Genomic DNA, 24,200 nt, shown 5'->3' on the forward strand with positions numbered 1-24,200 from the left:
CATGAACCAAGCGTCAACCTATTGGAAACGTTCTCCGTATAATATTTGGGCTCGGGACATAGAAGTATCCCGTCTCCGACCCTTGAATTCAAGAGGGAAAAACTATGAAATTGCTCAAATCCTTTCTCCGTGATCAATCCGGAGCCACAGCCATCGAATACGGTCTGATTGCAGCGCTGATCTCCGTCGTGGCCATAGCCACGTTGACCACAATCGGAACTAAGCTGAACGCCAAGTTGGACGCCGTCTCCAACGGCCTTAACTGATACGCGATCACAGATCGCCACAAGCAATTCGCGCGACGGACGCTTCCGTCTTGCTCTGGAAGCTTTTCCTTAATACTGCTCCTTCAACCGTTTCTCGCGCGTGGTTCCGATCTCACGCGAGAATTTTGTCGGTGGACACTGGACGAGAGAGAGACCGAGGAATTTCTGCCCATCATCCATCTCGTTCTTGCTCATCTCAAGACGTGGCTGCTCGGCATCCATCACGGGACTCTTTGCTCGGCATCGCTGGTGATGTAAAGGCGCCGACCTACACTGAGCTTTATTCCGGCGACTGGCGCACCCCACATGTGGCGGGTGTATGGGTTACCGGATAGGCAAGAACTAAAGCTTCCCCGCTTCACGCGAAGCGGGGAAGCTCTCGATTCCTTTGCCAACGCCGGTCCTTTTCGCCAAACAGGCATCCGCTTTTGCGGGATACGCCAAGGCGCGGCTTCACCAATAATGGCGGTGGAATCCGAAGCCCACGCCGTAATACGCGCCGGGCGGCCCCCAGAACGGATCGTAATAGGGGCCGGGGCCGTAATAGGGGCCGTAGAAGACGTGGCGGCGGCGCACCTCCTCCACGTCATAACCCTTGTTCAGCATGCAATCGCCGTAGAGCTGGTCGAAATGGCTTTGCAAATCGCCCTGCCCGGCGGCGGCTTCGGCGTCGGTCACCGATTTCGCCTTGGCCTTGCAAGACGAATCGTCACGAGCGAAGGCGGCGTCGCTGACTTTCGCGCCGGCGACGGCGCTGACATGGCGCGGCTCGGTCGGGGGAACGCTGGCGCAGGCGCCAAGCAGGGCGCAAAGCGCAAGAGATGAGAGAATCTTTTTGTTCATCGTCGAACCATACCTCTGACTTGGCATTTTGCACCGCAGTGGCGCGCGCGACAAGCGCAGCCGCGCAACAGGCCAAAAGAGTTTGGCTTGTTGCGGTTGACCTGTTGCGGTTGACTTGTTGCTGTTCTTGGCGCGCGGCGCGACGCCGTCGAGGCCATCCGCATCCCGCCTCAAGGCGTGGATTTCGATCGCCAGCTCTGAATCGCCGGCCCCAGCCACGCTTGCAGCCCCTCCACAACCCTGTTAGCGTAAAAAAATCGAGCCGTGGGGTGCTGCCAAGAGGCGGCTGAGAACATACCCATTGACCTGATCTGGATAATGCCAGCGCAGGGAGGCGAACGCGTAAACGCGTCATCTTCCCTGTCCGAACAAAAGCACGGGAGCGCGCGATGAACGTCCATCCAAACCTTCGCCAGCCGGAAAGCGTCACCACCGGCCCCCTGCCCGGCTCCCGAAAACTCTACATTACCCCCTCCTGCGCCAGCGACATGCGCGTGCCCGTGCGCGAAATCCTGCTCGACCCCTCCGCCACCGAGCCCAATCTGCGCGTTTACGATCCCTCCGGCCCCTATACCGAAAGCGACGTGAAGGTCGATCTCTCCCAGGGCCTTTCGCCGATCCGCGAAAGCTGGCTGGCGCGGCGCGACGGGCTGGAGACCTATTCTGGCCGCGCGATCAAATCCGAGGACAACGGCGATGTGTCCGGCGATGCGTTGGTCGCCCCCTGCCCGGCTCCGCACAATTTGCGCAGGGGCCGCGACGGCGGTCTGGTCACCCAGTATGAATTCGCGCGCGCCGGCGTCATCACCGAGGAGATGATTTATGTCGCCCATCGCGAAAACCTCGGCCGCGAGGCCGCCCTGGCCGAGGCGGCCGCGCGCATAAGGGACGGCGAATCCTTCGGCGCGGAGCTTCCCGAATTCGTCACGCCGGAATTCGTGCGTTCGGAAATCGCGCGCGGGCGGGCGATCATTCCCGCCAACATCAATCACCCGGAATTGGAGCCGATGATCATCGGTCGCAATTTTCTGGTGAAGGTCAATTCCAACATCGGCAACAGCGCCGTCACCTCCTCGGTCGCCGAGGAAGTGGAGAAAATGGTGTGGTCGATCCGCTGGGGCGCGGACACGGTGATGGACCTCTCCACCGGCCGCAACATCCACAACATCCGCGACTGGATTTTGCGCAACGCGCCCGTTCCGATCGGCACCGTGCCGATCTATCAGGCGCTGGAAAAGGTCGGCGGCGACGCGCTCAAGCTTGACTGGGAGGTGTTCAAGGACACGCTGATCGAGCAGGCCGAACAGGGCGTGGATTATTTCACCATCCATGCCGGCGTGCGCCTCGCCTATGTGCCGCTGACCGCAACCCGCACCACCGGCATTGTCTCGCGCGGCGGCTCGATCATGGCGCGCTGGTGCCTGTCCAAGCACAGCGAGAGTTTCCTCTACGAGCGTTTCGGCGACATTTGCGACATCATGCGCAAATATGACGTCTCGTTCTCGCTCGGCGATGGCCTGCGCCCCGGCTCCAACGCCGACGCCAATGACGCCGCGCAATTCGCCGAACTGGAAACCCTCGGCGAATTGACGAAAGTGGCCTGGGACAAGGGCTGCCAGGTGATGATCGAAGGCCCCGGCCATGTTCCCATGCACAAGATCAAGGAGAACATGGACAAGCAACTGCGCGAATGCGGCGAGGCCCCGTTCTACACGCTGGGACCGCTCACCACCGACATCGCGCCGGGCTACGACCACATCACCTCGGCCATTGGCGCCGCCATGATCGGCTGGTTCGGCACGGCCATGCTGTGCTATGTCACGCCCAAGGAACATCTCGGCCTGCCCGACCGCGACGACGTGAAAACCGGCGTCATCACCTATCGCATCGCCGCACACGCCGCCGACCTCGCCAAGGGGCATCCCGGCGCCCGCGCCCGCGACGACGCCATGAGCCGGGCGCGGTTCGATTTCCGCTGGCAGGACCAGTTTCACATCGGCCTCGATCCCGACACGGCGAAACAGTTCCACGACGAGACCCTGCCCAAGGAAGCTCACAAGGTCGCGCATTTCTGCTCGATGTGCGGCCCGAAATTCTGCTCGATGAAGATCACGCAGGACTTGAGGCAGGAAGCCGCCGCGATGATCGACGCCGAGAAGGGAATGGCCGAGAAGAGCGCGGAATTTCTGGAAAAGGGCGCGAAGCTTTATCTGGAAACGTGAGTCCAGGACCTTCCGCGCTCGCCAAGTTCCTCCGCCGCGGCTAAGCTGGCGTCGCGGAGGAGAAAATGGATTCGACCGAGCAGGACAAACCCCAAGGTGAGTTGACCATTAAAATCATCGCCATGCCGGCGGACACCAACGCCAATGGCGACATATTCGGCGGCTGGGTGCTGTCGCAGATGGATGCGGCGGGCGGCATTTGCGGCGTGGACCGCGCCGGCGGGCGCGTGGTGACGATCAAGGTGGACACGATGCACTTCATCCGCCCGGTCAAGGTCGGGGACGTGCTCAACGTCTACACGGTGGTGGATTCGATCGGCCGAACCTCGATGAAGATCCACATCGAGGCCTGGGTGAATCGTTTCATCACCAACAGGCTGGAAAAGGTGACGGACGCGATCTTCACCTTCGTCGCCATAGACGAACAGGGCCGCCCGCGCCCGATCCCGCGCGCGGGGGGAGAAATATTGCCAGAGCCTCCGATTTCGGTCTAAAAGGCGCATCCTGCGTGGGGCCGGTAGCTCAATGGTTAGAGCCGGCCGCTCATAACGGTCTGGTTGCAGGTTCGAGTCCTGCCCGGCCCACCAGCAAATTCAATGTCTTAATATAGGTCGGTGCTAACATTGGATTGACCGGGGGCCAAAACGGGGACCGAAACGAAAAAATGCCCCACCCGCTCATTCCTTTTCCTTCCCTTTGTTGAGGATGGCGCGGGCGCGGCGAAGATGGCCCATCGTGATTTCCGCCTCGAATTCAGTTCCGACGTGAATGCCGTGCAGCTTATCCCCGATGGATCGCAGCGGACGCCGGTCGAATTGATCCATGAAAACCGCGACCGGCTTCGGCGCCTCTTCAAGCTCAGCGATGCTGGAGCGCGATGCGTTTCCACGGGCGGCCAAGGGCCACTTTCGCCTTGAAAGCAGGCGTGAGGTTCCGGCGCGGTCGTTTGGTCATATTATAATCTCTCCTGATGCGCGGCGATCATCGACGCCGTCAGGCCGAAAAGCCACTTATCGCCCTGTCCGGTTTCCCCGAGCCGGCTCTATACCCGCAAATTTCGTCGATGCAAGCGCACGCGAGCGAACAGCCAAGGACGCCTTTCGGCCTGAACCGCCTGATTTCCCTGGGTCTATCAGACAGTTGCAGACAGTCTTGGACGATTGTGGATTGTGATTGGAGGCCTCGGAAGGGAATTGAACCCAACCTGAAAGGATTTGCGCATCCTTTGCGTTATCGCTCCGCCACGAGGCCGCGCCGCCGCCGAAATCCGGCGGGAACAAGCGAGATTAGACCCCGAAATCCTTGCGATTGTATTGACATAACGCAACGAGAAAGCTTCGGTTTCCACGGAGCCGCCCGGTCCCCGCCGCCGTCAGGGCGCGCGTTCCATCGCGCTCAACTCCTTCGGCGTGACGAAGCGCGTCAGCTTGCCGCCGTTCAGTTCAAGCTCGGCCCAGGGACGATCCAGTTCGAATTGCGCGAGGGCGCCGGTCGGATAGGCCTCGGCCATGCGCCGCGCCGGCGCGGCGTTGCTTGCGCCGGACAAGCGCAGGGCGAAGTCGTGCAGGCCGGGATTGTGGGCGATGACGAGCAGGATTCGGGCGGAACCCGGCGCGGCGCGGATGGTTTCGAGGATCGTTTCGGGCGCGGCGTGGTAGAGCGCCGGCAGGATTTCGACCGGCGGCGGCGACGCCCAGGGGTTGAGCGCATCAAGCGTTTCGAGCGCGCGCTTCGCGCTCGACACCAGCACGAGGTCCGGCCGGATCGCCTCGGCGCGGAAAAATTCGCGCAGCAGAGCGCCGGCCTTGCGGCCGCGCTTGGCCAGCGGACGCTCGTGGTCCGACAAGTCGGGTTCGTCCCACGAGGATTTGGCGTGGCGCAGCAGCAGGAGCTGTCGGCTCATCATTTTGCGGGCGCGGGTGCGGGCGCCTTCTCCTGCAAGGATTTCAGATAAGCCGCGATGCCGTCGCCCTTGCCGGCGAGTTCGTCGTCCAGAACCTTTGTGGCCTCCTGCGCATGGTCGGGCAAGGTGTGGGCTATGCCCGCGTGGCAATCGATGCAGGTCTTGCCGCTTGCGAAGGCGGTCTTGTGCGTCTCCGCCGAGACCTTGGTCTGCACGGAATAGTCCATATGCCTGAAATCGTGGCAATTGCGGCATTCTCGGCTGTCGTTGGTCTTCAGCCGCCGCCATTCGTTCACGGCGAGTTCGAGCCGGTGCGCGGCGAATTTCTCGGGCGTGTCGATGGTGCCGAGCACCCAGTGGGGAACTTCGTGGAACGTCGCCTGGATCTTGCGCTGGAATCTCCACACCCAGGGGTGCGGCACGTGGCAATCGGCGCAGGTGGCGCGCACGCCGGTGCGGTTGCTGTCGTGGATCGTGCCGCGCAATTCCTGATAAACGTTGTCCTTCATCTCGTGGCAGGAAATGCAGAATTCCTGGCGGTCTGCGAGGTCCAGCGCGGTGTTGAAGCCGCCCCAGAAAATAATGCCGGCGGCGAAGCCCGAAATGGCGATCGCGCCGAGCGACCAGCGCGCCGTCGGCGACCACACCCATTTCCATGCTTGAACCAGTTTTTCGCGCAGCGTGGCGGCCTTGGGGATGTCGTCCTCAGTCATTGGCGGCCTCCAGTGTCGCCGGGGAGCGGTTTCGCGTCAGGCTTGGCCATATGGCATTGCGTGCAGATGAAGCGCGTCGCGGCGATCTTGTCGAGGCGTTCGCCCTTGCGCCAGACGTAATGGGCGTCCGACACTTTTCGCGCGCCCGCCTTCTCGTTCGCCGGCGGCTGGTGGCAGGTCAGGCATTCGTTGAGGTCGTGGGTGATCTTGTAGCCGTCGATCGAATGCGGAACCAGCGGCGGCTGGCTGGCGGCGTCGGAAGGCGCGTCGGTCTCGGCCGCGCCGACGCCGGGGGACGCGGCAAGTGCGAGGACGACGACGACGCCCACCCAAAAAATGCGTTTCAAGGATAAATTCAACACGTCCATGCAGCCCTCCTGGATTGGCGCGGGCGACGCTCACGTCCTGCAAAGCTATAGCGCGGTCGTGACCAAATGAAGGCTTCGCGCGCAAGTTCGACTTTGCGCGCGAAGGATTCTTCGGCTTTTCCGCCGCAACTTGCGGGTGAGACACGTTCGTCGCGACCATCCGCCGCATCTACGGGGCGTCAACGCCGCCCCCGCCGATGCGCATGTCGCCGTCGGCGGCGGCGCGCTCAGCCCGCCGCCTGCCTCAGCGCGGCGCGGCTCTTCTCAAGCGCGGCGAACAGCTTGTCGAAGGCGTCCGCGAACAGGCGCACGCCGTCGACCAGCAAGGCGCCGGTGATCTCGTCGAGGGAAACGCCGCGCGCGCTCAACGCGGCCAGAATCGCCTTGGCGCCTTCGACGTCCCGGCGGATCGCGTCCGGCTTGATCTCGCCGTGGTCGCGGAAGGCGTCCATGGTGGCGGGCGGCATGGTGTTGACCGTGTCGGGACCGATCAGCTCCTCGACATAGGTCGTATCCTTGTAGGCGGGATTCTTGACGCCGGTGGAGGCCCACAGCAGGCGCTGCGTCCGCGCGCCGGCCTGCGCCAGCGCCTGCCAGCGCGGCCCGGAAAACAAGGCCTCGTAGCGTTGATAGGCGATTTTTGCGTTGGCGATCGCGGCCTTGCCGCGCAGGTCTTGCGCCTCCGGGTCAGCCAGCGCGTCGAGCCGCTTGTCCACTTCCGTGTCGATGCGGCTGACGAAGAAACTGGCGACGCTGGCCACGCGCGACACATCGCCGCCGTCCCGCAACAAGGCTTCGAGCCCGGCGATATAGGCTTCCGCCGCCTGCTCGTACATATCGACCGAAAACAGCAGGGTGACGTTGACGTTGGCCCCGGTCGCGATCAGGCGCCGGATCGCCGGCAGGCCGGCGGGCGTCGCGGGCACTTTTATCATCAGATTGGCGCGTTGCACCGTGTTCCACAGCCGCAGCGCCTCCGCCACCGTGGCCTCGGTGTCGTTGGCGAGGTAAGGCGAGCATTCCAGACTGACATAGCCGTCGCGCTTTTGCGTCTCACGGTAAACCGAGCCGAGCGCGTCGGCGGCGGCGCGAATGTCGGCGACCGCCAGATGTTCGTAAATGTCGGCGACCTCATGATCGCCCTTCGCCAGAAAGTCCTCGATCGCTTCGGCATATTCGTCGGATTGGGCGATGGCTTTTTCAAAGATCGCGGGGTTGGAGGTGACCCCTTTCAGCCCGTCGCGCGCGATCAAGGCCCGAAGGCCGCCCTGCTCGGTGAAGCTGCGCTTGAGATGATCGAGCCAGGGCGATTGGCCGCAGGTTTGAAGCTGCTGCAACGGGTTCATGACGAGTTCTCCTGGTTTTCCGCGCCTTGCCAGCGCGTGGCGGCGGGCCGTCGCGCGGGCGAAGCCAACCTTACCATGAGTTCGGGGGCCGTCGCGGAGGCCCCGCCCCCCGCTGCGCGTTATTTTCGCGACGGTCGCGCCGACGGGACGCTCGCAGCCAGCGCGCGAGCGCGGAAAAGGACCTTGTCGCCGCACCGGGCAATGATCTTATATAGGGAGACCGAACCGGAGAGAACGATGAGCGAACAATGGGAGTTTCAGATCCGCGCCACCTTGACGGACCGCGCGGCGGAATTGATTTGCGAGGGGGCCGGCGCGCCGGAGCTTGAGCCGCTCGCCGCCGTCGCCGAACGTCATCATGCGCAAATCCGCAACCAGTATGACGCCTTCGCCGAATTCGTGACCGAGGCCGAGGCCAGCGGCGATACGGGGACCGCGCTCTACAAATGGACCAAGGTCACCATCGAGGATCCCGTCAAGGCCGCCAAGCACAAGAAGATCGTCACCTTCTACATCAACGGCGAGGAGGTCTATCCGCGCGCCGCCGCCGAGGCGCTGGAGGCCGATCTCGCGCCGCTGGTCGGGGGGGCGCTGGTGGTCAAGATCAACAAATACGATTCCAACCCGGCCAACAATCCGCAACCGCCGGCGCATCTCTGCGCGTGAGCGCGGGGGGACCTCTGCGCCTCGCGGGCGAGACGCATGAGGCCCCCGCGCGCCGAATTCGCCGCCGAGGCGGTCAGGCGCGTGGCGTTTTTCCTCGCCGCCTGCCGTTTCGGCGCCTCGCGGCCTGAGATCACACCGGCCGCGTCGGCTTCCATCAAGCCTTGTCGACGGTCTTTTTCACGGCGTCCTTGGCGTCGCCGGAGGCTTTCTGGATCGCGCCCTTGGCCTCCTGCACCGCCCCCTCGGCTTGCAATTTCTGGTCGTCGAGCGCCTTGCCGACAGCCTGCTTGGCCTTTCCGGCCACTTCATTGGCGACTCCCGTCACCTTGTCGCTGGTCGAAGACATGTGTCATCCTTCCCGTTTGCGTGAAACGCGGCGAGCCTTCAGCGGTTCGCTTGGGGTCAACGACCTGCGATCAGCTTGGTTCCGACAAATATCCTGACGGCGGGATGAACACGCTAAAGCATGATCCCAAAAAGTGGACCCCGGTTTTTGGAAAAGATCATGCGAAAACAAAAACTTTAGAGCGCGATCCGCAGGACAACGGGCAAGGTCACATAGCTGAGAACGGTCGAGATCAGCACGAGGCCGGCGACCTCCTCTTCATGGGCGCCATATTCGCGCGCGAAGAAATAGTTGAACACGGCGACCGGCATGGCGCTCTCGACGATCAGCACGCCACGTTCCGCGCCGGTAAAGCCGAACAGGCTGGCCACTGCAACACCGCCAGCAAGGCCGAGACCGATGCGCGCCAGTGAGAACGCCATCTGGCGCGGCCAGGCGCGCGCGCCAAATTCGGCCAGCGCGCAACCAAGGCCCAGCAACATCAGCGGGATGGTGACGTCGCCGATCAGTTTTAGCGTTTTCAGGATCCAGTCTGGAAAGGCCACTTCCGCCTGCGAACAGGCGACCGCCGCAACCGCCGCATAAAGGAAGGGGGCGCGCAAAAGCGCGGAGAGCGTGATGCTTCCGCGCGCGATGGCCGGGCCGAAGGTGAACTGCCCGATTGAGGTGACGGTGAAATAGATCATCGCCAGCGCGAGGCCGCGCTCGCCAAAGGCGTAGAGGCAGATCGGCAGCCCCATATTGCCGATATTGGGGAAGATCAGCGACGGCAAATAGACGCGCAGGTCGCGCCCGAGGATTTTGAGCGCGGGGATGGCGACCGCCGTGAACAGCAGCAGGCAGGCCAGCGTGGCGCCGCCCATTCGGCCGATGTCGGCGAGCGCGAAACCGCTGTTGAGCAGGGTGACGAAGACCAGCGCCGGCGCGCCCACCAGCGATATGAATTGCGTGACGAAACTCTGGCTGAACGGCAGGGCGCGCCGGCGCCAGACATAGCCGAGCGCCGTGACCAGGAACACGGGCGCGCCGACTTGCAGGAGATCGAGAAGCGGCAAGGCGAAACTTTCGGTTTTTTTTCGCGCCCGCCCTATCAGCTTTTCGCCGCCTTGTCGCTTGGGGCGCCCGCGCGGACCAGGGTTTCGCCAGTCCGCGCCCGTTCAGGATTTTTCCGAAGGGCTGTTGACAAAATGTGTCTAAGATATATCTTAGCTCCATCGCAGATAAGGAGAAACATGATGCGAATGTTCAATAGAGGGGAATTTGACAGGCAGCGGGGCGACGGTTTTGGCGAAGGTCAGGACGGCCCGTGCCGAGGCGGATGGTTCGGCGGCTTGCGCGGCGGCGGCGAAGGGCGTCGCGGCGGCGGGCGCGGCCTGTTCGGTCATGGCCCGTTCGGTCACGGGCCGTTCGGTCACGGGTTCGGGCGCGGCGATGGCGAAGGGCGCGGGCGCAAGCGGATGTTCGAGGGCGGCGAATTGCGCCTGGTCATGCTGCTGCTGATCGAACAGGAGCCGCGTCACGGCTATGACATCATCCGCGACCTCGAAGCCCGCACCGGCGGCGCCTATGCGCCCAGCCCCGGCGTTGTTTATCCGACCCTCACCTTGCTTGAGGAAACCGGTCTGATCGCGACGCAGGCGAGCGAGGGGGCGAAAAAGCTTTACGCCATCACCGAGGCCGGCAAGGCGGAGCTGGAAAAAAGCCGGGCCGAGGCGGAAGCCGCGCTGGCGCGGCTGGAGGCCTTGCGCAAGCGCGGCGAGGCGATGGACATGGGGCCGGTGTTCCGCGCCATGACCAATCTCAAGACCGTGTTGCAGCAGAAGGCGCTCGATGCGGGCAATCGCGAGCAATTGCTGGCGGTGGCCGAGATCATCGACGAGGCCGCGCACAAGATCGAGCGGCTGTGAGCTTGGCCATGCTGTTCAAGCCGGAAACCCGCCACACCATCGAACGCGTGCGTCAGGAGCCGAAAAAGCGGCTCCTGACCGTCGAGACCCGCACGCTTCTCACCCCGTCCATGCTGCGGCTGACGTTTTCCTCGCCCGACCTCGCGGACTTTTCCAGCCGCGCGCCGGACGACCACATCAAACTGTTCCTGCCCGATCCGAACAATCCGGGCCAGACATTGATGCGCGACTACACGCCGCGCGCTTTCGACGCGGCGCGGCAAATCCTCACGCTCGACTTCGCCGTGCATGAGGCCGGGCCGGCCATCGCCTGGGCGCTCAAGGCGCGGCCCGGCGACCCGCTCACGATCGGAGGGCCGCGCGGTTCGGTGGTGGTGGCCGACGATTTCGACTTTTATCTGCTGGTCGGCGACGAATCCGCCCTGCCCGCGATTCTGCGGCGCGTCGAATGTTTACGCGCGGACGTCGCCGTGACCAGCGTGGTGGTGGTGAACGGACCGGAGGATGCCCAGGCTGTTGCGACCGCCGCGCATTGGACGCCCATCTGGGTGTTTCGCCGGGGCGACCACGCCGACGACGCCACGCTGTTGCGCCGCGCGCTCAACGCCTGGCGGGCCCCTTCGGGCGACGGCTATGTCTGGATCGCCGCCGAGGCGGGCGTCGCGCGGCGCCTGCGCGATTACATGATCGAGGATCGCGGCCATCCCAAAACCTGGATGAAGGCGTCCGGCTACTGGGTGCGCGGCGCGGCCGGCGCGAGCGAAAAACTCGACGCCTGAGTTTTTGCGTTCAGCCGCCCGTCAGTTTGCGCTCCTATAAATCGCGCCGACTGCAACTGGAGTGTGTGTCATGAAAATTTCCCGCGAATGGGCCACGCCCGTCACCATCGGCGCCTTCGTGCTGATGGCCGTCACCGGCGTGCTGATGTTCTTCCATTCCGAGACCGGCCTGAACAAACTCGCCCATGAATGGCTGGGCTTTGTCTTCGTTCTCGGCGTCGCGTTGCACGCTATCGTCAACTGGGGCGCGTTCAAGCGCTATTTCGTGTCCAGCGCGGCCGGCCGCGCGGTGATCGCCCTGTTCGCCGTGGCGCTGGTCGCCTCGTTCGCGCCACTCGGCGGCAAGGCTGGCGGACCGCCGCCGATACTCGCCATGAACGCGGTGCTCAAGGCGCCGCTCTCCACTGTCGCCCCGCTCGCCGGCCGTCCGGTCGAGGCCATCGTCGCGCAACTGAACGGCGCGGGCTTCGCGGTGTCCGGGCCGGAGGCGAGCCTCGCCAGCGTCGCCCGCAACCGCGAGGCGCAGGCCAAGGTGATGACGCTGCTGTTCAAAAGCAACTGACAAGCGGCGACGTTTGGCGTCCGCGAACGGATGAAGCGCGACTGTTTTCACGCAAAGAGAGCTTGTCGGGGACATTCGGGAAAGAAAACGGCGCGGACTCGCCGCGCCGTTCAAAACTCAGAACTTGGCGGCGACCGCCGTCGGCTGCGCGGCGACCCAGACGGGTATGACGATATTGGCCCACACGCGCGTTTCCGGACCGTAATAATTGGTCTCGGTGACGGTGCGGGTCGCCTTGAGGGCGACGTTCACGCCGCCGAAGTCGTAGCCGACGAGGCCGCCCAGCGCGAACTGGCTCTGCTTGGCGTAACCAGCGTAGGGTTGGTCGAGATCCCAGGAGCCATAGCCGACGGCGCCCACTTCGAACTTGCCGAATTTCTTCGTCGCGGTCAGGTCGATGTTGATCCAGTTCGTACCCCAACTGCCCTGATCGGCGAAACTGCCGTGCTGGCCCGTGCCGTAGATCAGGGTGGCCGAGAGATTGTAGCCGTCGGCGAGATAGCTCACCGCCGCGACGCCCTGGAACGAGGCGAAATCGCGGGCGAGGCCGAGCGCCGTCAAATCGTCCCTCACCGGCAGATAGACGCCGGCCTGCACGCCGCCGAACCAGCCGCCGCCCAGGTTCCATTTGAGCTGGGCGTCGAGGAGCGGGTTGGCCACGCCGCCGATATTGAAATGACCGACGGAGCCATGAGACGCGACGTTGACCAAGGGCGAAGCGGCGTCGAGGAGGAGGTGGCCGCCGAGAATGTCCCAAGGCGTGGACCAGATTACCCAGGACGGAACGGCCGCGCCGATGTTGACGCCCTTTTCGGCATAGCCGTAGCTCGGCAGTTGCAGCACGAACACGCCTTGCGGCAGCGGCGCGCCCAGCGCGATGCCGGTCGTGAGGCCCGGCAGCAGTTCCGAACCGGCCTGGGCCTCGATGGCGCCGCCGGACAGCGACGCCGCGCAAAGCGCGGCTGTCGCGATGGTTCTTCTGAAATTCATGCTCCCCTCCAATCCCGTCTCCGCCCCAGGGAGGGGGCAAAGATGACTTAGTCCACCGACTAACAAGCTGGCTTGAACGGAGCCGGGTTGGAAGCGGGTTTTGGGCTTTGTGTCGTTTTCAAGATTGGTGTGACGATTTTGCCACAAACAATGCCGTTTCAGCGCGCAGGGGGCGGCAGATCACATTCAGGACGGCGGCGGCTTTTCAGGCCGGCGGCGCCTTTTTTTTCAGGCCGGCGGCGGCTTTTTTTTCAGGCCGGCGGCGCCTTGGCCCCGGTCAAGTGCGCCCGCGCGGGCGGGCGGCTTCGCGCCGGAACTGGGCGGCGGCCTCTTCGGCGCCCTGCTGGCGCGCGAACAGCATGTCCGCCTCGCGTTCGCTCTGGGCCAGCTTGGTTTGCAGCGAGGCGATTCGCGCGCCAAGTTCGCGGCGCCGGATCTCGATCATGCGCTTCTTGGCTTCCGCCTCGTGGCGCCGCGCGGCCTCGGCCGCCGAGACCTCCGGCGACGGCTCCTGGCGGGTTACGCCGGCGGGCGCGGCGCCATTGAGGGCCGCCGCCCTGGCGAGCGAAGGACCGGGGATGGGAGCGGGGATCGAACCGGGCATGGGACCGGCGCCGAGCTTGACGCCCTCGGCCGACAGCGTGAAGGCGCGAATCTGGCTGGAATGGGCGAGGCCGCGCGCCTTGAGGATCACGAGCCCGCGCGCGCGCGCGCCGCCGGATTCGATCATGCGCGCTTGCAGCCAGGCGTCCATCAGCGCGTAGACGGCGGCGCGATCGAGCGCGTCGGGCGCATCGGTTTCGGCCGCCGTCAGCAATGCGGTGATCCCCCGCCCCTTGAGCGCGTCGATCAGCCCCGGCAGCATCGCCCGCGCGTCGCTGGCGGCGAGCGTGGAGAGGGAATCGATCACCACCACGCCGGGCGAAAACCGCTCCACCTCGCGATACATGCGGGGGAGATGCGTCTCCACGCCCGGGAAGACCTGGCGGGTCGCGACGAAACGCAACTGTCCCGCGTCGATCCAGCGCTGCAAGGCGATGCCGACCGAGCCCATGTCGCGGACGATCTGCGGCGGGCTTGCCTCGCAGGCGAAGAAAACGACCTTTTCGCCGCGCTGGCAGGCGGCCTCGGCGAAACGGGCGGCGAGCGTGGTCTTGCCCGCCCCCGCCACACCCGAGACCAGAATGCTGGAGCCGCGCCAGAATCCCTCGCCGCCGAGCATGTCGTCGAGGGCCGCGATCCCCGTGCGGACGCGTTCGGTCGAGACGTCGCGCGCCAGGGGCGATGGGCCGACAGGCGGCACGAAAATCCCGTGCGCGTCGATCAGGAACGGATATTCATCGGCGCCATGCGCCGCGCCGCGATACTTGACCACCCGAACAGTTCGGGTCGCCACGCGCTCGACCACGCGATGGTCGAGTTGGATGACGCAATCGGAGAGGTGGTCCTCGAAACCGCGCCCCGTCGGCCCGCCCTCGCCGGTGATCAGCGCGGTGACGCCCCGGTCCTTGAGCCAGCCGAACAGACGGCGCAGGTCCGCGCGCGGGTTGGCCATGTCGGCAAAACCGGCGATCAGGCTCTCGATGGGGTCGAGCACGACGCGCTTGGCGCCGACCGCGCGGATGGCCTGGCCGATGCGGAGAAACAGGCCGTCGAGGTCTTGCCCGCCGACGTCTTGCCCGCCGAAATCTTGGCCGCCGACCTCGATGATCTCGCCGCGCGCGACGCGGATGTGGACGACCGCGAGCCTGTTCGCGGCCTTGAGCTGTTCGAGATCGTAGCCGAGCGAGGCGAAATTGGCCGAAAGCTCCGCTTCGGTCTCCTCGAAACAGATGAAGACGCCGGGGTCCCGGTATTTCAGCGCGCCTTCAGCCAGGAAGGTGAGGCCGAACAGCGTCTTGCCGCTGCCGGCGCCGCCACGGAGCAGCGAACACCTCCCGGTGGGCAGCCCCCCGCCGGTGATGTCGTCGAACCCTGCAATGCCGGATGGTGTCTTGCCGGATGATGTTTTGGCGAGCGTTTGCGCCTGCGCGTTCAAGAGAAAAGCCCTCAATGCCGTATCGGCTTCCGTTGCGTCTTTTTGTGACATGATGCGACATTATCGCATGCGTGTCTCTTTCAAATTAACGGACGCGCCGTCCCGCGCCGGCCGCCCGCGCGCCGGGACGCCCGCCCCTCTTCTTCTTGACGGTGGCGGCGCGGCTGTCAACGGCGCGGACGCCGAGTGAGCATGGCTAACCCCGCCTTCGAGGCCGAACACGCGGCAGCGCAGGGCGCTCGACCGGGCGCCCGTGGGGAAATCCAAGCGGATCATCGGCCCGGACCGTCAGTTCGTCGCCGTCGTTCTTAACGAGATCAAGACGACGATCAAGGGTCATTCGCCAACCGCCTGTCCTGTCCAGGACACCCGCGCCTTGTGTTGACGCGCATCCCGCGCCTCGCGACCCGACCGGCGAGGCGGAGCGCCCCCTCCTCATCGAGACCTTGCGACCTGTTGCATCGGGGATTCGGCGCAGGCGCGCTCGCCGCCATTTTCTGTCAGTACGTAATGGGCCTGCCAATTACGGATCAGGCCAATTTACGTAAGTTCAGATCCAGCCTCGATTACTATGAACGGTCATGTTGGATCGACTCTCCGTGGCGCGCGAACGCGCGCATTGGGCGGAACACGCATCAAACCATCCCAGCGCGGACGGGCGTCGAGGCGCAAGCGCGCGCCAGGACCCAGCACGAACACCGGCGCAAGTTGGGACTCCCCCGGTTGACGCCAACATACCCACAGCACGGAGGCAGGCACGATGACACAAGGCGCGGTGGCCAACGAGGGCATCCTGCGGACCGCATGGGCGCTCATCCAGGCGGAACGGCTCGATGAGGCCAACATCTTGCTGGAGAACGCCTGTGGCGACGACCCGCAGGCCTTGAACGCGCGCGGCGTCATCTGCGCGCGCCGGGGCGAATTCGCAAAGGGGGTGGCGCTGCTCAGCCAGGCGGTGGCGGCCCTGCCGCAGGAACCGACAATACGCGCCAACATGGAGATCATGACGCGCGCGGCGTCGGCTCTTCTGTCCGACGCCTGTCCGGGCGGCGAGACCGGCGACAAGCTGTCGCGCGTCTTGCGCCGGGCGGCGCCGCAAGACGCATATATTCTAACCACGTCGAGATGCAATCTGCGGTGCGTCTATTGCGGCATCAGCGGAGGCCTGGCCGATCAAGCGTCCCTTGCCGACATGGAGCCGCGCATCCTCGGCAAGATTGTTTCGATGCTGCAAAAACACCCGGCCAGGCATGTGACCCTCAGTGGCGGCGAAGTCACATTCATGAAAGATTGGATGAAAACCGTCGATTATATTACCGGAAATGGATTAACCGCCAATTTGATTTGCAATGGAGGGCGCTTGCTCAATGATGAAGAGCTGGAGTTCATGCTGAGATTCAAGACGATCTGTTTCAGCATCGACACTCCCGATGTCGAACTCGCCAAGCGGCTGCGACCGAAAGTGGCCGTGCCGAACATCGTCTACAACATCCTCCGGCTCCGGGCCGTGGCCTCGATGCGCAACCAGCCGCCGCCACCCTTATCAATCAGCTGTGTTCTCTCCGACGCGAACCTGCACACACTCCCCGATCTGGTGGCCCTGGTGCACACAATGGGGCTGAACAATCTGGCGGTGAACGAGGTGACGGAACTGGAGGGCGGCTGCGCCGACAGCCGCTCGGTCAGACATTGGAAACGTTACAGCCCCGAGCAATGCCGCGCCATCGTCAGCGAGGCGGTGGAATTCGGGCGCCGCTGCGGCGTCCATGTCGGTTTCTTCGAGGGCTTTCTCGACGCCATCGCCGGCAATGAGCAGAGCGCATCCATGCCCAAGGGCATGACCCGGCTCTGCACCGATCCCTGGCGCCTGCTGGTGTTCATGCCCAATGGCGACATTCACACATGCTGCTGCATCGGCTATCCACCGATCGCCCATATCGACGAGGTGGAAAGCCTTGAGGACATTTTCTTCAGCCCGGCCAACCTCCGCTGCAAGGAGGAGTTGCTGACCGGCAAACTGAACGAAAGTTGCCTTAAATGCACGATGCGGCCAATCGCCAGCCCGGCCGATGTCGTCGCCGCCCGCGCCGCGGAGATGCTGTGTTGAACCGCTCTCATCCAGGGCGTCCGCCCGGATGCGAGGCGATACATTCATCCAGACGGCTCGTCGATATGACGGGCTTGCCCCCCCGCTGAGTCGATCGTTCGCCGTCCAGACTTGAAGGTCGCTGTTAGCCTCTTGAACGAAATCCAAATGCTCCATTTGGACGCAGCCCCATCTTCGCCGCCGCGCCGTCCATTTTCATCGTCTGGGAACCCGGAATGAGCCAAGACGGTTGCAATGGCGATGGGGGAGCTGAAAACGTGCGCGACCTTCGCAAGCGGTTTGGTGGAATGGTCGCCATGCATCGGCGGCGGTGCGGAATGACGCAGAGCTGTCTTGCGGGCCTGGCCGACATCAGCGTCGACATGGTCGGCAAAATCGAGTCGGGATCCAGCGGCGCGCGTTTTCCGGTGATTGAACGGCTGGCTGAGGCCTTGGCCATTGATCCGGCTGAATTGTTTACCGTTTGCCTTGTCGAGGGGGCGATCCGGCGCGGGGCGCTGCATGAGATCAGCGCCCATCTTGCCGAGCTTTCCGAGGAGGATCTCAAACGCGCGCTTCGCGTGTTGGTGGCGTTGGCGGAGCCGTGAAATCGCCATGAATTACCAGAGTTCGTCCCGCGCGCGATCGCTTTTCGCCTGTCCGGGACGCGCGCCAAAAAGTCGCCGCCGGCTTTCCGAACAATCAGGCGGCGATATCGAACCGGACGGAAATTTTCCGCGCTTGCGGGGCAAGGGCGGGAGCAGGAACGTCGGCTTCGCTTTCGTCGGGACAGGCCGTCGCGGCTACCGTCTCAACTGCCGCACCAGCGTCTCGCGCATCCAGGCGTGGCCCTCGTTGGTTTCGTGCCGCGCGCTCCAGTGCAGCCGCACGTCGAAGTCCGGCAGATCGATCGGCAGCGGCAGGGCGCGCAGCCCATAGGTGCGCTCAAACCTCTGCGCCACGATGGACGGCAGGCTGACGAGATAGTCCGTCGCGGCGACCAAAGTGGGAACGCTGGTGAAATGCGGCACGCGCAGGCCGATTCTGCGCTGGATGTTGCGCTCCAGCAGGGCGTTCTCGACCATGTGGTGTCCGGTGAACGGCGACATCACCAGAATGTGCTTGGCCTCCTCGAAAACTTTTCGCGTGAGCGTGTCGCCGATCAGCGGATGCCCCGCGCGAAACAGGCAGACGTAGCGCTCGCGAAACACCACCTCATGCCGCGTGGTCGGCGTGATCTCCGGAAGGTTGCCAATGGCGAAATCCAGTTCGCCGATATCGAGCGCGCGCGAAAGATTCGCCATGGAGATTTGCGCGATTTCCAAGGAAACCCTTGGCGCCGCGGTTTCGAGGAGCGGCGCGATTTTCGGCAGGAAATCGAGCTGGCCGATGTCCGACATGGCCACGCGAAACGTGCGCTCCGATTGCGCCGGGTCGAACGCCGCCGGGCTGATGGCGGCGTCGAGAATGTCGATGCCGCGCCGCACCTCGCGATAGATGCGCGCGGCCTGCGGCGTCGGCGCCATGCCGTCGCGGGTGCGGGTGAAGATGGGATCGCCAAAAGTCTCGCGCAGCCGCGCCAGCGAATAGCTGACCGATGGCTGGGTCACATTGAGGCTTTCCGCCGCGCGCGACACGCTGCGGGTTTCGAACACGGCGCAGAACACGCGCAGACATTGGAGATCGATCGGAGACGACATAGATACGGCTTATACTATAAATAGATACTATCTAATTGATCTATATCATGGCCGCGGCGCCCCGACAAGGCGATAAGGGGAGGCTACCCGGGACCGCAGGACGCGAGCAAACGCGACCGCACAAAAAGTCCTGGGAGCGCAGGGAGGTTTCATGAGCGCGCTGAAAGACGTGCGGCGATTTCCGTCGTTCTGTTACAATTGCGTGTCAGGCCCCGACTTTCTCCAGGTGAAGGTCGAGGACGGCGTCGCCGTCGAGGTCGAGCCCAATTTCAAAGCGGCGGACATTCATCCCGGACGCGGGCGGCCCTGCGTGAAGGCCTATGGCCTCGTGCAAAAAACCTACAATCCCCACCGCATTCTCACGCCGATGAAGCGGACCAATCCCAAAAAGGGGATCAAGGAGAATCCCGGTTTCACGCCGATTTCGTGGGACGAGGCGTTCGACATCATCGCCGCGCGCCTCAACGCCATCAAGGCCAAGGGGCTGATCGACGAATCCGGCGCGCCGCGTCTGGCCGCGAGTTTCGGTCATGGCGGCACGCCGGCGAACTACATGGGGTCGTTTCCGGCCTTTCTCGCGGCCTGGGGGCCGATCGATTATTCGTTCGGCTCGGGACAGGGGGTCAAATGCACCCATTCCGAGCACCTCTATGGCGAATTCTGGCATCGCGCCTTTACCGTGGCGGCGGATACGCCGCGCTGCAATTACCTCATCTCCTGCGGCGCCAACGTCGAAGTCACCGGCGGCCCGACGGCCGTGATCCGTCACGCCGACGCGCGGGTGCGCGGGTACAAGCGCGTGCATGTCGAGCCGCATCTGTCGATCACGGCGTCCTGCTCGGCCGAATGGGTTCCGATCCGCCCCAAAACCGATCCCGCCTTCCTGTTCGCCCTCATCCACGTCCTCGTCTGCGAGCACGGAACGCAAAAACTCGACCTCCCCTTCTTGCGCGACCGCACCGCCTCGCCCTATCTGATCGGTCCCGACGGGTTTTATCTGCGCGACGCCGACAGCGAGAAACCGCTGGTGTTCGACACGGTCTCCGGATGCGCCGTCGCCCATGACGCCCCCGGCGCCGTCCCGGCGGTGGACGGCCGCTACAAGGTGTCGCGCGCCATCACCATAGGCCCGGACGGCGCGCGCGAGAATTTCGCCGACATCGAAGCGCCCACCGCGCATGAAACGCTGATCGAGCATATGGCCGGTTACTCGCCGGAATGGGCGGAGCAAATCTGCGATGTTCCCGCCAAAACCATCCGCCGCATCGCCAACGAATATCTCGAAGCCGCGACCATCGGCGCGACCATTGAAATCGACGGCCAAACCCTGCCGCTGCGTCCCGTCGCGGTCACATTGGGCAAGTCGGTCAATAACGGCTGGGGCGCCTACGAGTGCTGCTGGGCGCGCACCGTGCTGGCGGCGCTGGTCGGCGCGCTGGAAAATCCCGGCGGCCTGCTCGGCACCACCCTGCGCATCAACAAGCCGCAGGACAACCGCCACAAGAGCGCGAAACCCGGCGAAGACGGGTTCATGGTCCAATATTTCAACCCGACCAGCGCGGAGGCGTGGGAGCACACGCCGACGACGCGCAACCTGCATCGCTCGCTGGTGCCGATTGTCGGCCGCAATGGCGGCTGGAGCCAGGCGCTCGGCCCGACGCAACTGGCGTGGCTGCTGTCGGAGAAGGTGCCCGACGACTGGAATTTTCCGCAACCCACCTATCCGGAACTCTGGTTCGTGTTCCGCTCGAACCCGGCCATTTCGTTCTGGCAGACGCGCGAACTCGCCGCGTCCATCGCCAAATTCCCGTTCATGGTCGCCTTCGCCTACACTTTGGACGAAACCAATGCCATGGCGGACATCCTGCTGCCGGATGCGACCGATTTCGAAACCAACCAGCTCATCAAAATCTCCAACACCAAATATATGGAGCATTTCTGGCGGCACACCGGCGTGGTGTTGCGCGCCAAGGCGGTCGAGCCACAAGGGGACGCGCGGGATTTTTCCTGGATTTCGGGAGAACTCGCCCGCCGCGTCGGGCTTTTGGAAAAATATGTCACGCAATTGAACCGCGGCGTCGGCGGCGTCGCGCCGCTCAAGAGCGAAACCTACGATTTCAGCCTAGATCCCGCTGTCGCGCCCAAACCCGAGGAGATCTGGGACGCCGCCTGCAAGGCCGCCACCGCCGCGCTATCGGGGGGCACGGCCTGTCACGGCCTCGACTGGTTCCGCGAGCACGGGTTTTGGGCCACGCCCATGTCCGAACTCGAATGGTATCTCACCCCGACGCTGGCGCAACAGGGTTTGAGATACGAGCTGCCCTATCAGGAACGGCTGATGCGCGTCGGCCAGGAACTCGGCAACCGCCTGCATGAAAAGAACATGCGCTGGTGGGACGAGCAGCTCGCCGAATATGTCGCTTTGCCCGGCTGGCATGACATCCCCGGACGCTGGACGCGCGCGCTCGAAAACGCCGGATGCGCGCCCGAAAACTTCCCGTTCTGGCTGCTTTCGACCAAGAGCATGCAATATCATTCCGGCGGCAACGCCGGCATCGCGCTGATGGACGAGGTGTCGCAAAACCTGCACGGCCACACCGGCGTGATGATGAACGCCGACACGGCGGCGAAACTCGGCATAGCGGAAGGGGATCGCGTCGAGGTGCGTTCGCAGATCGGCGCGACCTACGGACGCGCCGCGCTGATGCAGGGCGTGCGCCCCGACACGATCGTGATCCTCGGCCAGTTCGACCATTGGGCGACGCCCTACATCAAGGACCAGGAGCGCGCCAGCCTCAACACCATCGCGCCCATGTCGATCGAGCTGACCGACGCCACCGGCTCCGGCGCCGACATCGTGCGCGTCGCCGTGCGGCGCATGGAAAGAGCGGCGCCATGAGCAAGCGCTATGGAATGGTCATCGACCTGCGCCGCTGCGTCGGCTGCCAGACCTGCACGGCGGCCTGCAAGAGCGCCAACGCCACGCCGCCCGGCGTGCAATGGCGCCGCGTGCTCGACATGGAGAGCGGCTCCTATCCGGACGCGCGCCGCGCCTTCGTTCCGGTCGGCTGCAATCATTGCGACGAGCCGCCCTGCAAGGCGGTCTGCCCGACCACGGCCACCGACCAGAGCGCGGACGGCCTCGTCACCATCGACTATGACCTGTGCATCGGCTGCGCCAATTGCATCATGGCCTGCCCCTATGACGCGCGCTCCATCGAGCATGAGCCGCGCTACGCCTATGGCGTGGCGATGGCATCGGAGGCCGCGCGGTTCGATCCCAAGCGGCTCGGCGTCGCCACCAAATGCACGTTCTGCAAGGAGCGGGTCGAAGCCGCCGCAACCAGCGGCAAAACGCCCGGCCTCGATCCCGAGGCGACCCCGGCCTGCGTCAATTCCTGCATTTCCGCCGCCATGTCGTTTGGCGATCTCCGCGACCCCGACAGCCCCGTGTCAAAACTGCTGGCCGAAACGCGGCATTGGCGCCTGCACGAGGATTTGGGCGCGGGCCCCTCGGTCTATTACATCTGGGAAGGGGCCGAGCCATGAGCGCGCGCGCGAAAATTCACGATCGCGTCGCGCCGCGCCAGCAAACCAACTGGGACGCGCGCGCCGCCGCCAATTTCATTTGTGGCGGCGCCGGCGGCAGCTTGATGCTGGCGACCGGCGTGGCCGCGACGATGAGCGACGACGATCTGCGTCCATTGGCGATCGTCGCGCTGGCGCTGGTCGGCCTCGGCCTCAACGCCGTGTTCTTCGAAATCGGCCGTCCCTCGCGCGCGCTAAACGTGTTCAGGCATGTCTCGACATCGTGGATGACGCGCGAAGCGTGGATTGCGCTTGTGCTGTTTTGCGTCGGCGGCGCGGCGCTGTTGCTGAAGTCTGCCCCGATGCTGCTCGCCGCCGGCGGCATCGGCCTCGGCTTCGTTTTTGCGCAGGGCCGAATGCTCGAAGCCAACAAGGGCATCGCCGCGTTCCGGCAAAAGACCACCGTCGCCCTGATCGTCTCGACCGGTCTGGCCGAAGGTTTTGGCCTGCTGACGGTCGCCAGCCTGCACTGGCCGGCGTTGCGCGTTTTCTCCGTTGCGCTCGCCGCGCTGCTCGCCGTCCGCTTCCTGGTGTGGCGCGCCTATATCGGCGCCCTGCGCGAAGGCAACACCCCGGCGGGCGCGTTGAAGGCTTTTGCGGCCATCGCGCCGCTGTTCGTGTGGGCGGGTCATTTCGCGCCCATCGTTCTCGCCCTGACCGCGTCGCTGGACGACGCCGGCTGGCTGGCGGCGCCGGCGGGCGCGCTGGCCGCCGTCACGGGCGCGGCGCTCAAACACACGCTGATCTGCCGCGCCGCCTTCACCCAAGGGTTTGTCTTGCCAAAAAACCCGAGGCGCGGCGGCGCGCCGAAACTCACGAAAATCCAGGACAATTAAGGCGATGCGGCGAAAAGACTGACTCCATCCCGACACGAACCGGGGACTTCCTTCTCCCCTTGCGGGAGAAGGTGGCTCGCGGCGAAGCCGCGAGACGGATGAGGGGGTCGCAGCGCCGTCGCCGAACGAAACATCATGGGGGGAGAAGCGATGTACGAGGTGCGTCTTCACGGCCGGGGCGGACAGGGCGCGGTGATGGCGGCGACCATGCTCGCCTCCGGCGTCGTCGCGGAAGGACGGTTCGCGGTCGCCATTCCCTCGTTCGGCTTCGAGCGGCGCGGCGCGCCTGTCGCCGCTTTCGTGCGGATCGACGACCGCGAAATCCGTCGCATGACCAACATCACCCATCCCGATTGCGTCATGTGCATCGACCCGACGCTGTCGCGCTCGGTCGATATTTTCGCCGGCCTCAAACCCGGCGGCGCGCTGGTCCAGGCGACCGAAAAACCGCTGTCCGACCTCGTCACGCCCGAGACGGTCGCGGTCGTCGGCGTGATCGACGCCGTGCGCATCGCGCTGGACATTTTCGGTCGCCCGATCACCAACACGCTGATGCTCGGCGCGCTGGCCCGCGCCACCGGCCTCGTGACGCTCGAAGGTTTGAAACGCGCGCTGGCCCATTCCGAGTTTCGCGACGCCGGCCTGCGCCAGAATCTCATCGCCCTGGAACGCGGTTTTCACGAAACGGCGGTCCAAAAGCTCAAGCAGGCGGCGGCATGACCAATCATCGCGCCTACCCGATGTTCGATCCGGCGAAAGCCGGCGCGCCCGACGATCTCTGTCCCATCGCGACGGTGATCAATCCGATGCTGCCGGGCGACTGGCGCAGCCTGCGGCCTCTGGTTGACCGCGACAAATGCGTCAAATGCGCGGTGTGCTGGCTGTATTGCCCGGTGCAATGCATCGTTGAAAAACCGGCCTGGTTCGACGCGGATCTGCGCACCTGCAAGGGCTGCGGCATCTGCGCGACGGAATGCCCGCATCGCGCGATAGCCATGGTGATGGAGACGACAGGATGACCGCCGCGATGCTGGACCCATG

25 protein-coding genes, 2 tRNA genes, 1 pseudogene and 1 riboswitch are annotated in these 24,200 nt (G+C 64.5%); of the genes and pseudogenes, 16 read left to right on the forward strand and 12 right to left on the reverse strand.

All coding sequences use genetic code 11. The features are described from left to right. The first annotated feature begins 104 nt into the window (after window positions 1-104). Window positions 105-266: a Flp family type IVb pilin gene (locus tag CCR94_RS19000; protein WP_104509398.1), complete on the forward strand. Its 162-nt coding sequence runs from the start codon at window positions 105-107 to the stop codon at window positions 264-266. Window positions 267-407: 141 nt separating this feature from the next. Then, window positions 408-612, forward strand: a pseudogene (locus CCR94_RS19005) (hypothetical protein); the annotation flags it as partial. A gap of 107 nt (window positions 613-719) precedes the next feature. Here CCR94_RS19005 and CCR94_RS24690 read toward each other — a convergent pair. Then, complete coding sequence (locus tag CCR94_RS24690; protein WP_146090101.1) at window positions 720-1,109, reverse strand: hypothetical protein; 390 nt, start codon at window positions 1,107-1,109, stop codon at window positions 720-722. Between the two features lie 255 nt (window positions 1,110-1,364). After that, window positions 1,365-1,458, forward strand: a riboswitch (TPP riboswitch). 40 nt (window positions 1,459-1,498) lie between these two features. Here CCR94_RS24690 and thiC point away from each other — a divergent pair. The 3 genes from thiC (at window position 1,499) to CCR94_RS19025 (ending at window position 3,918) form a co-directional block, all read left to right on the forward strand. After that, entirely contained in the window at window positions 1,499-3,331 is a 1,833-nt protein-coding gene (gene thiC / locus CCR94_RS19015; RefSeq protein ID WP_104509400.1) for a phosphomethylpyrimidine synthase ThiC, read from the forward strand. A 65-nt stretch (window positions 3,332-3,396) separates the two neighbouring features. Then, on the forward strand, window positions 3,397-3,825 hold the full coding sequence (locus CCR94_RS19020) for an acyl-CoA thioesterase (protein ID WP_104509401.1): 429 nt from the start codon (window positions 3,397-3,399) through the stop codon (window positions 3,823-3,825). Window positions 3,826-3,842: 17 nt separating this feature from the next. Further along, window positions 3,843-3,918 (forward strand) — tRNA-Ile (locus tag CCR94_RS19025). Window positions 3,919-4,008: 90 nt separating this feature from the next. Here CCR94_RS19025 and CCR94_RS25225 read toward each other — a convergent pair. From CCR94_RS25225 to tal, 6 genes are all read right to left on the reverse strand, one after another. Next, window positions 4,009-4,155, reverse strand: a complete 147-nt coding sequence (locus CCR94_RS25225) for a hypothetical protein (protein WP_158254831.1) — start codon at window positions 4,153-4,155, stop codon at window positions 4,009-4,011. Window positions 4,156-4,505: 350 nt separating this feature from the next. Beyond that, window positions 4,506-4,582 (reverse strand) — tRNA-OTHER (locus CCR94_RS25230). A 121-nt stretch (window positions 4,583-4,703) separates the two neighbouring features. Next, a complete protein-coding gene (locus CCR94_RS19035) occupies window positions 4,704-5,234 on the reverse strand; it encodes a SixA phosphatase family protein (RefSeq protein ID WP_104509403.1) in 531 nt (176 codons plus the stop codon). Further along, complete coding sequence (locus tag CCR94_RS19040; RefSeq protein ID WP_184421481.1) at window positions 5,234-5,947, reverse strand: NapC/NirT family cytochrome c; 714 nt, start codon at window positions 5,945-5,947, stop codon at window positions 5,234-5,236. The genes CCR94_RS19035 and CCR94_RS19040 overlap by 1 nt, the downstream gene beginning before the upstream one ends. Continuing rightward, window positions 5,944-6,294 carry a nitrate reductase cytochrome c-type subunit gene (locus tag CCR94_RS19045; RefSeq protein WP_158254833.1) on the reverse strand — a complete coding sequence of 117 codons (351 nt, stop codon included), beginning with the start codon at window positions 6,292-6,294 and terminating at the stop codon, window positions 5,944-5,946. Before CCR94_RS19045 ends, CCR94_RS19040 begins: the two co-directional genes overlap by 4 nt. Before the next feature lie 248 nt (window positions 6,295-6,542). Continuing rightward, the gene (gene tal / locus CCR94_RS19050; RefSeq protein WP_104509405.1) at window positions 6,543-7,661 is read right to left on the reverse strand and encodes a transaldolase; all 1,119 of its coding nucleotides are present in this window, start codon (window positions 7,659-7,661) and stop codon (window positions 6,543-6,545) included. Window positions 7,662-7,898: 237 nt separating this feature from the next. On the opposite strand from tal, the gene CCR94_RS19055 reads away from it, so the two are divergent. After that, window positions 7,899-8,327: a hypothetical protein gene (locus CCR94_RS19055; protein WP_104509406.1), complete on the forward strand. Its 429-nt coding sequence runs from the start codon at window positions 7,899-7,901 to the stop codon at window positions 8,325-8,327. Window positions 8,328-8,481: 154 nt separating this feature from the next. On the opposite strand, the gene CCR94_RS19060 is transcribed toward CCR94_RS19055, so the two are convergent. Then, window positions 8,482-8,673 (reverse strand): CsbD family protein, encoded by a 192-nt coding sequence (locus tag CCR94_RS19060; protein WP_104509407.1) that lies wholly within the window; start codon window positions 8,671-8,673, stop codon window positions 8,482-8,484. A gap of 176 nt (window positions 8,674-8,849) precedes the next feature. Continuing rightward, window positions 8,850-9,728 (reverse strand): AEC family transporter, encoded by an 879-nt coding sequence (locus tag CCR94_RS19065; RefSeq protein ID WP_104509408.1) that lies wholly within the window; start codon window positions 9,726-9,728, stop codon window positions 8,850-8,852. Window positions 9,729-9,908: 180 nt separating this feature from the next. Between CCR94_RS19065 and CCR94_RS19070 the strand changes: the two genes are divergently transcribed. The 3 genes from CCR94_RS19070 (at window position 9,909) to CCR94_RS19080 (ending at window position 11,921) form a co-directional block, all read left to right on the forward strand. Continuing rightward, window positions 9,909-10,580: a PadR family transcriptional regulator gene (locus CCR94_RS19070; protein ID WP_104509430.1), complete on the forward strand. Its 672-nt coding sequence runs from the start codon at window positions 9,909-9,911 to the stop codon at window positions 10,578-10,580. Then, window positions 10,577-11,359 carry a siderophore-interacting protein gene (locus CCR94_RS19075; RefSeq protein ID WP_244594139.1) on the forward strand — a complete coding sequence of 261 codons (783 nt, stop codon included), beginning with the start codon at window positions 10,577-10,579 and terminating at the stop codon, window positions 11,357-11,359. The genes CCR94_RS19070 and CCR94_RS19075 overlap by 4 nt, the downstream gene beginning before the upstream one ends. A 70-nt stretch (window positions 11,360-11,429) precedes the next feature. Then, complete coding sequence (locus tag CCR94_RS19080; RefSeq protein ID WP_104509409.1) at window positions 11,430-11,921, forward strand: DUF4405 domain-containing protein; 492 nt, start codon at window positions 11,430-11,432, stop codon at window positions 11,919-11,921. 117 nt (window positions 11,922-12,038) lie between these two features. On the opposite strand, the gene CCR94_RS19085 is transcribed toward CCR94_RS19080, so the two are convergent. Then, window positions 12,039-12,911 (reverse strand): transporter family protein, encoded by an 873-nt coding sequence (locus tag CCR94_RS19085; RefSeq protein ID WP_104509410.1) that lies wholly within the window; start codon window positions 12,909-12,911, stop codon window positions 12,039-12,041. A 277-nt stretch (window positions 12,912-13,188) separates the two neighbouring features. Continuing rightward, a complete protein-coding gene (gene kaiC, locus CCR94_RS19090) occupies window positions 13,189-14,964 on the reverse strand; it encodes a circadian clock protein KaiC (RefSeq protein WP_158254834.1) in 1,776 nt (591 codons plus the stop codon). A gap of 745 nt (window positions 14,965-15,709) precedes the next feature. On the opposite strand from kaiC, the gene CCR94_RS19095 reads away from it, so the two are divergent. Continuing rightward, window positions 15,710-17,056 (forward strand): radical SAM protein, encoded by a 1,347-nt coding sequence (locus CCR94_RS19095; RefSeq protein WP_104509412.1) that lies wholly within the window; start codon window positions 15,710-15,712, stop codon window positions 17,054-17,056. A gap of 257 nt (window positions 17,057-17,313) precedes the next feature. Then, window positions 17,314-17,643, forward strand: coding sequence for a helix-turn-helix domain-containing protein (locus CCR94_RS19100; protein ID WP_206605865.1), 330 nt, complete (start codon window positions 17,314-17,316; stop codon window positions 17,641-17,643). A gap of 195 nt (window positions 17,644-17,838) precedes the next feature. On the opposite strand, the gene CCR94_RS19105 is transcribed toward CCR94_RS19100, so the two are convergent. Continuing rightward, window positions 17,839-18,735 carry a LysR family transcriptional regulator gene (locus CCR94_RS19105; RefSeq protein ID WP_104509414.1) on the reverse strand — a complete coding sequence of 299 codons (897 nt, stop codon included), beginning with the start codon at window positions 18,733-18,735 and terminating at the stop codon, window positions 17,839-17,841. A 151-nt stretch (window positions 18,736-18,886) separates the two neighbouring features. Here CCR94_RS19105 and CCR94_RS19110 point away from each other — a divergent pair, with 151 nt between their 5' ends. The 5 genes from CCR94_RS19110 (at window position 18,887) to padF (ending at window position 24,178) form a co-directional block, all read left to right on the forward strand. After that, window positions 18,887-21,634, forward strand: coding sequence for a molybdopterin-dependent oxidoreductase (locus CCR94_RS19110; protein ID WP_104509415.1), 2,748 nt, complete (start codon window positions 18,887-18,889; stop codon window positions 21,632-21,634). Beyond that, window positions 21,631-22,284: a 4Fe-4S dicluster domain-containing protein gene (locus tag CCR94_RS19115; protein WP_104509416.1), complete on the forward strand. Its 654-nt coding sequence runs from the start codon at window positions 21,631-21,633 to the stop codon at window positions 22,282-22,284. Before CCR94_RS19110 ends, CCR94_RS19115 begins: the two co-directional genes overlap by 4 nt. Further along, window positions 22,281-23,159 (forward strand): DmsC/YnfH family molybdoenzyme membrane anchor subunit, encoded by an 879-nt coding sequence (locus CCR94_RS19120; protein ID WP_104509417.1) that lies wholly within the window; start codon window positions 22,281-22,283, stop codon window positions 23,157-23,159. The genes CCR94_RS19115 and CCR94_RS19120 overlap by 4 nt, the downstream gene beginning before the upstream one ends. A 150-nt stretch (window positions 23,160-23,309) precedes the next feature. Further along, window positions 23,310-23,879, forward strand: coding sequence for an NADH-dependent phenylglyoxylate dehydrogenase subunit gamma (gene padE, locus CCR94_RS19125; protein ID WP_104509418.1), 570 nt, complete (start codon window positions 23,310-23,312; stop codon window positions 23,877-23,879). Further along, entirely contained in the window at window positions 23,876-24,178 is a 303-nt protein-coding gene (padF, locus tag CCR94_RS19130) for an NADH-dependent phenylglyoxylate dehydrogenase subunit delta (protein ID WP_104509419.1), read from the forward strand. Before padE ends, padF begins: the two co-directional genes overlap by 4 nt. Window positions 24,179-24,200: the final 22 nt, after the last annotated feature.

The sequence above is a fragment of the Rhodoblastus sphagnicola genome (assembly GCF_002937075.1).
Classification (GTDB): Bacteria; Pseudomonadota; Alphaproteobacteria; order Rhizobiales; family Beijerinckiaceae; genus Rhodoblastus; species Rhodoblastus sphagnicola.

Bases quoted from the DNA above. Each gene is read 5' to 3' on its own strand.
- CCR94_RS19000 (WP_104509398.1), top strand. From the start codon at position 105: ATGAAATTGCTCAAATCCTTTCTCCGTGATCAATCCGGAGCCACAGCC.
- CCR94_RS24690 (WP_146090101.1), bottom strand. From the start codon at position 1,109: ATGAACAAAAAGATTCTCTCATCTCTTGCGCTTTGCGCCCTGCTTGGC.
- thiC (WP_104509400.1), top strand. From the start codon at position 1,499: ATGAACGTCCATCCAAACCTTCGCCAGCCGGAAAGCGTCACCACCGGC.
- CCR94_RS19020 (WP_104509401.1), top strand. From the start codon at position 3,397: ATGGATTCGACCGAGCAGGACAAACCCCAAGGTGAGTTGACCATTAAA.
- CCR94_RS25225 (WP_158254831.1), bottom strand. From the start codon at position 4,155: ATGGATCAATTCGACCGGCGTCCGCTGCGATCCATCGGGGATAAGCTG.
- CCR94_RS19035 (WP_104509403.1), bottom strand. From the start codon at position 5,234: ATGAGCCGACAGCTCCTGCTGCTGCGCCACGCCAAATCCTCGTGGGAC.
- CCR94_RS19040 (WP_184421481.1), bottom strand. From the start codon at position 5,947: ATGACTGAGGACGACATCCCCAAGGCCGCCACGCTGCGCGAAAAACTG.
- tal (WP_104509405.1), bottom strand. From the start codon at position 7,661: ATGAACCCGTTGCAGCAGCTTCAAACCTGCGGCCAATCGCCCTGGCTC.
- CCR94_RS19055 (WP_104509406.1), top strand. From the start codon at position 7,899: ATGAGCGAACAATGGGAGTTTCAGATCCGCGCCACCTTGACGGACCGC.
- CCR94_RS19060 (WP_104509407.1), bottom strand. From the start codon at position 8,673: ATGTCTTCGACCAGCGACAAGGTGACGGGAGTCGCCAATGAAGTGGCC.
- CCR94_RS19070 (WP_104509430.1), top strand. From the start codon at position 9,909: ATGCGAATGTTCAATAGAGGGGAATTTGACAGGCAGCGGGGCGACGGT.
- CCR94_RS19080 (WP_104509409.1), top strand. From the start codon at position 11,430: ATGAAAATTTCCCGCGAATGGGCCACGCCCGTCACCATCGGCGCCTTC.
- CCR94_RS19085 (WP_104509410.1), bottom strand. From the start codon at position 12,911: ATGAATTTCAGAAGAACCATCGCGACAGCCGCGCTTTGCGCGGCGTCG.
- CCR94_RS19095 (WP_104509412.1), top strand. From the start codon at position 15,710: ATGACACAAGGCGCGGTGGCCAACGAGGGCATCCTGCGGACCGCATGG.
- CCR94_RS19105 (WP_104509414.1), bottom strand. From the start codon at position 18,735: ATGTCGTCTCCGATCGATCTCCAATGTCTGCGCGTGTTCTGCGCCGTG.
- CCR94_RS19110 (WP_104509415.1), top strand. From the start codon at position 18,887: ATGAGCGCGCTGAAAGACGTGCGGCGATTTCCGTCGTTCTGTTACAAT.
- CCR94_RS19115 (WP_104509416.1), top strand. From the start codon at position 21,631: ATGAGCAAGCGCTATGGAATGGTCATCGACCTGCGCCGCTGCGTCGGC.
- CCR94_RS19120 (WP_104509417.1), top strand. From the start codon at position 22,281: ATGAGCGCGCGCGCGAAAATTCACGATCGCGTCGCGCCGCGCCAGCAA.
- padE (WP_104509418.1), top strand. From the start codon at position 23,310: ATGTACGAGGTGCGTCTTCACGGCCGGGGCGGACAGGGCGCGGTGATG.
- padF (WP_104509419.1), top strand. From the start codon at position 23,876: ATGACCAATCATCGCGCCTACCCGATGTTCGATCCGGCGAAAGCCGGC.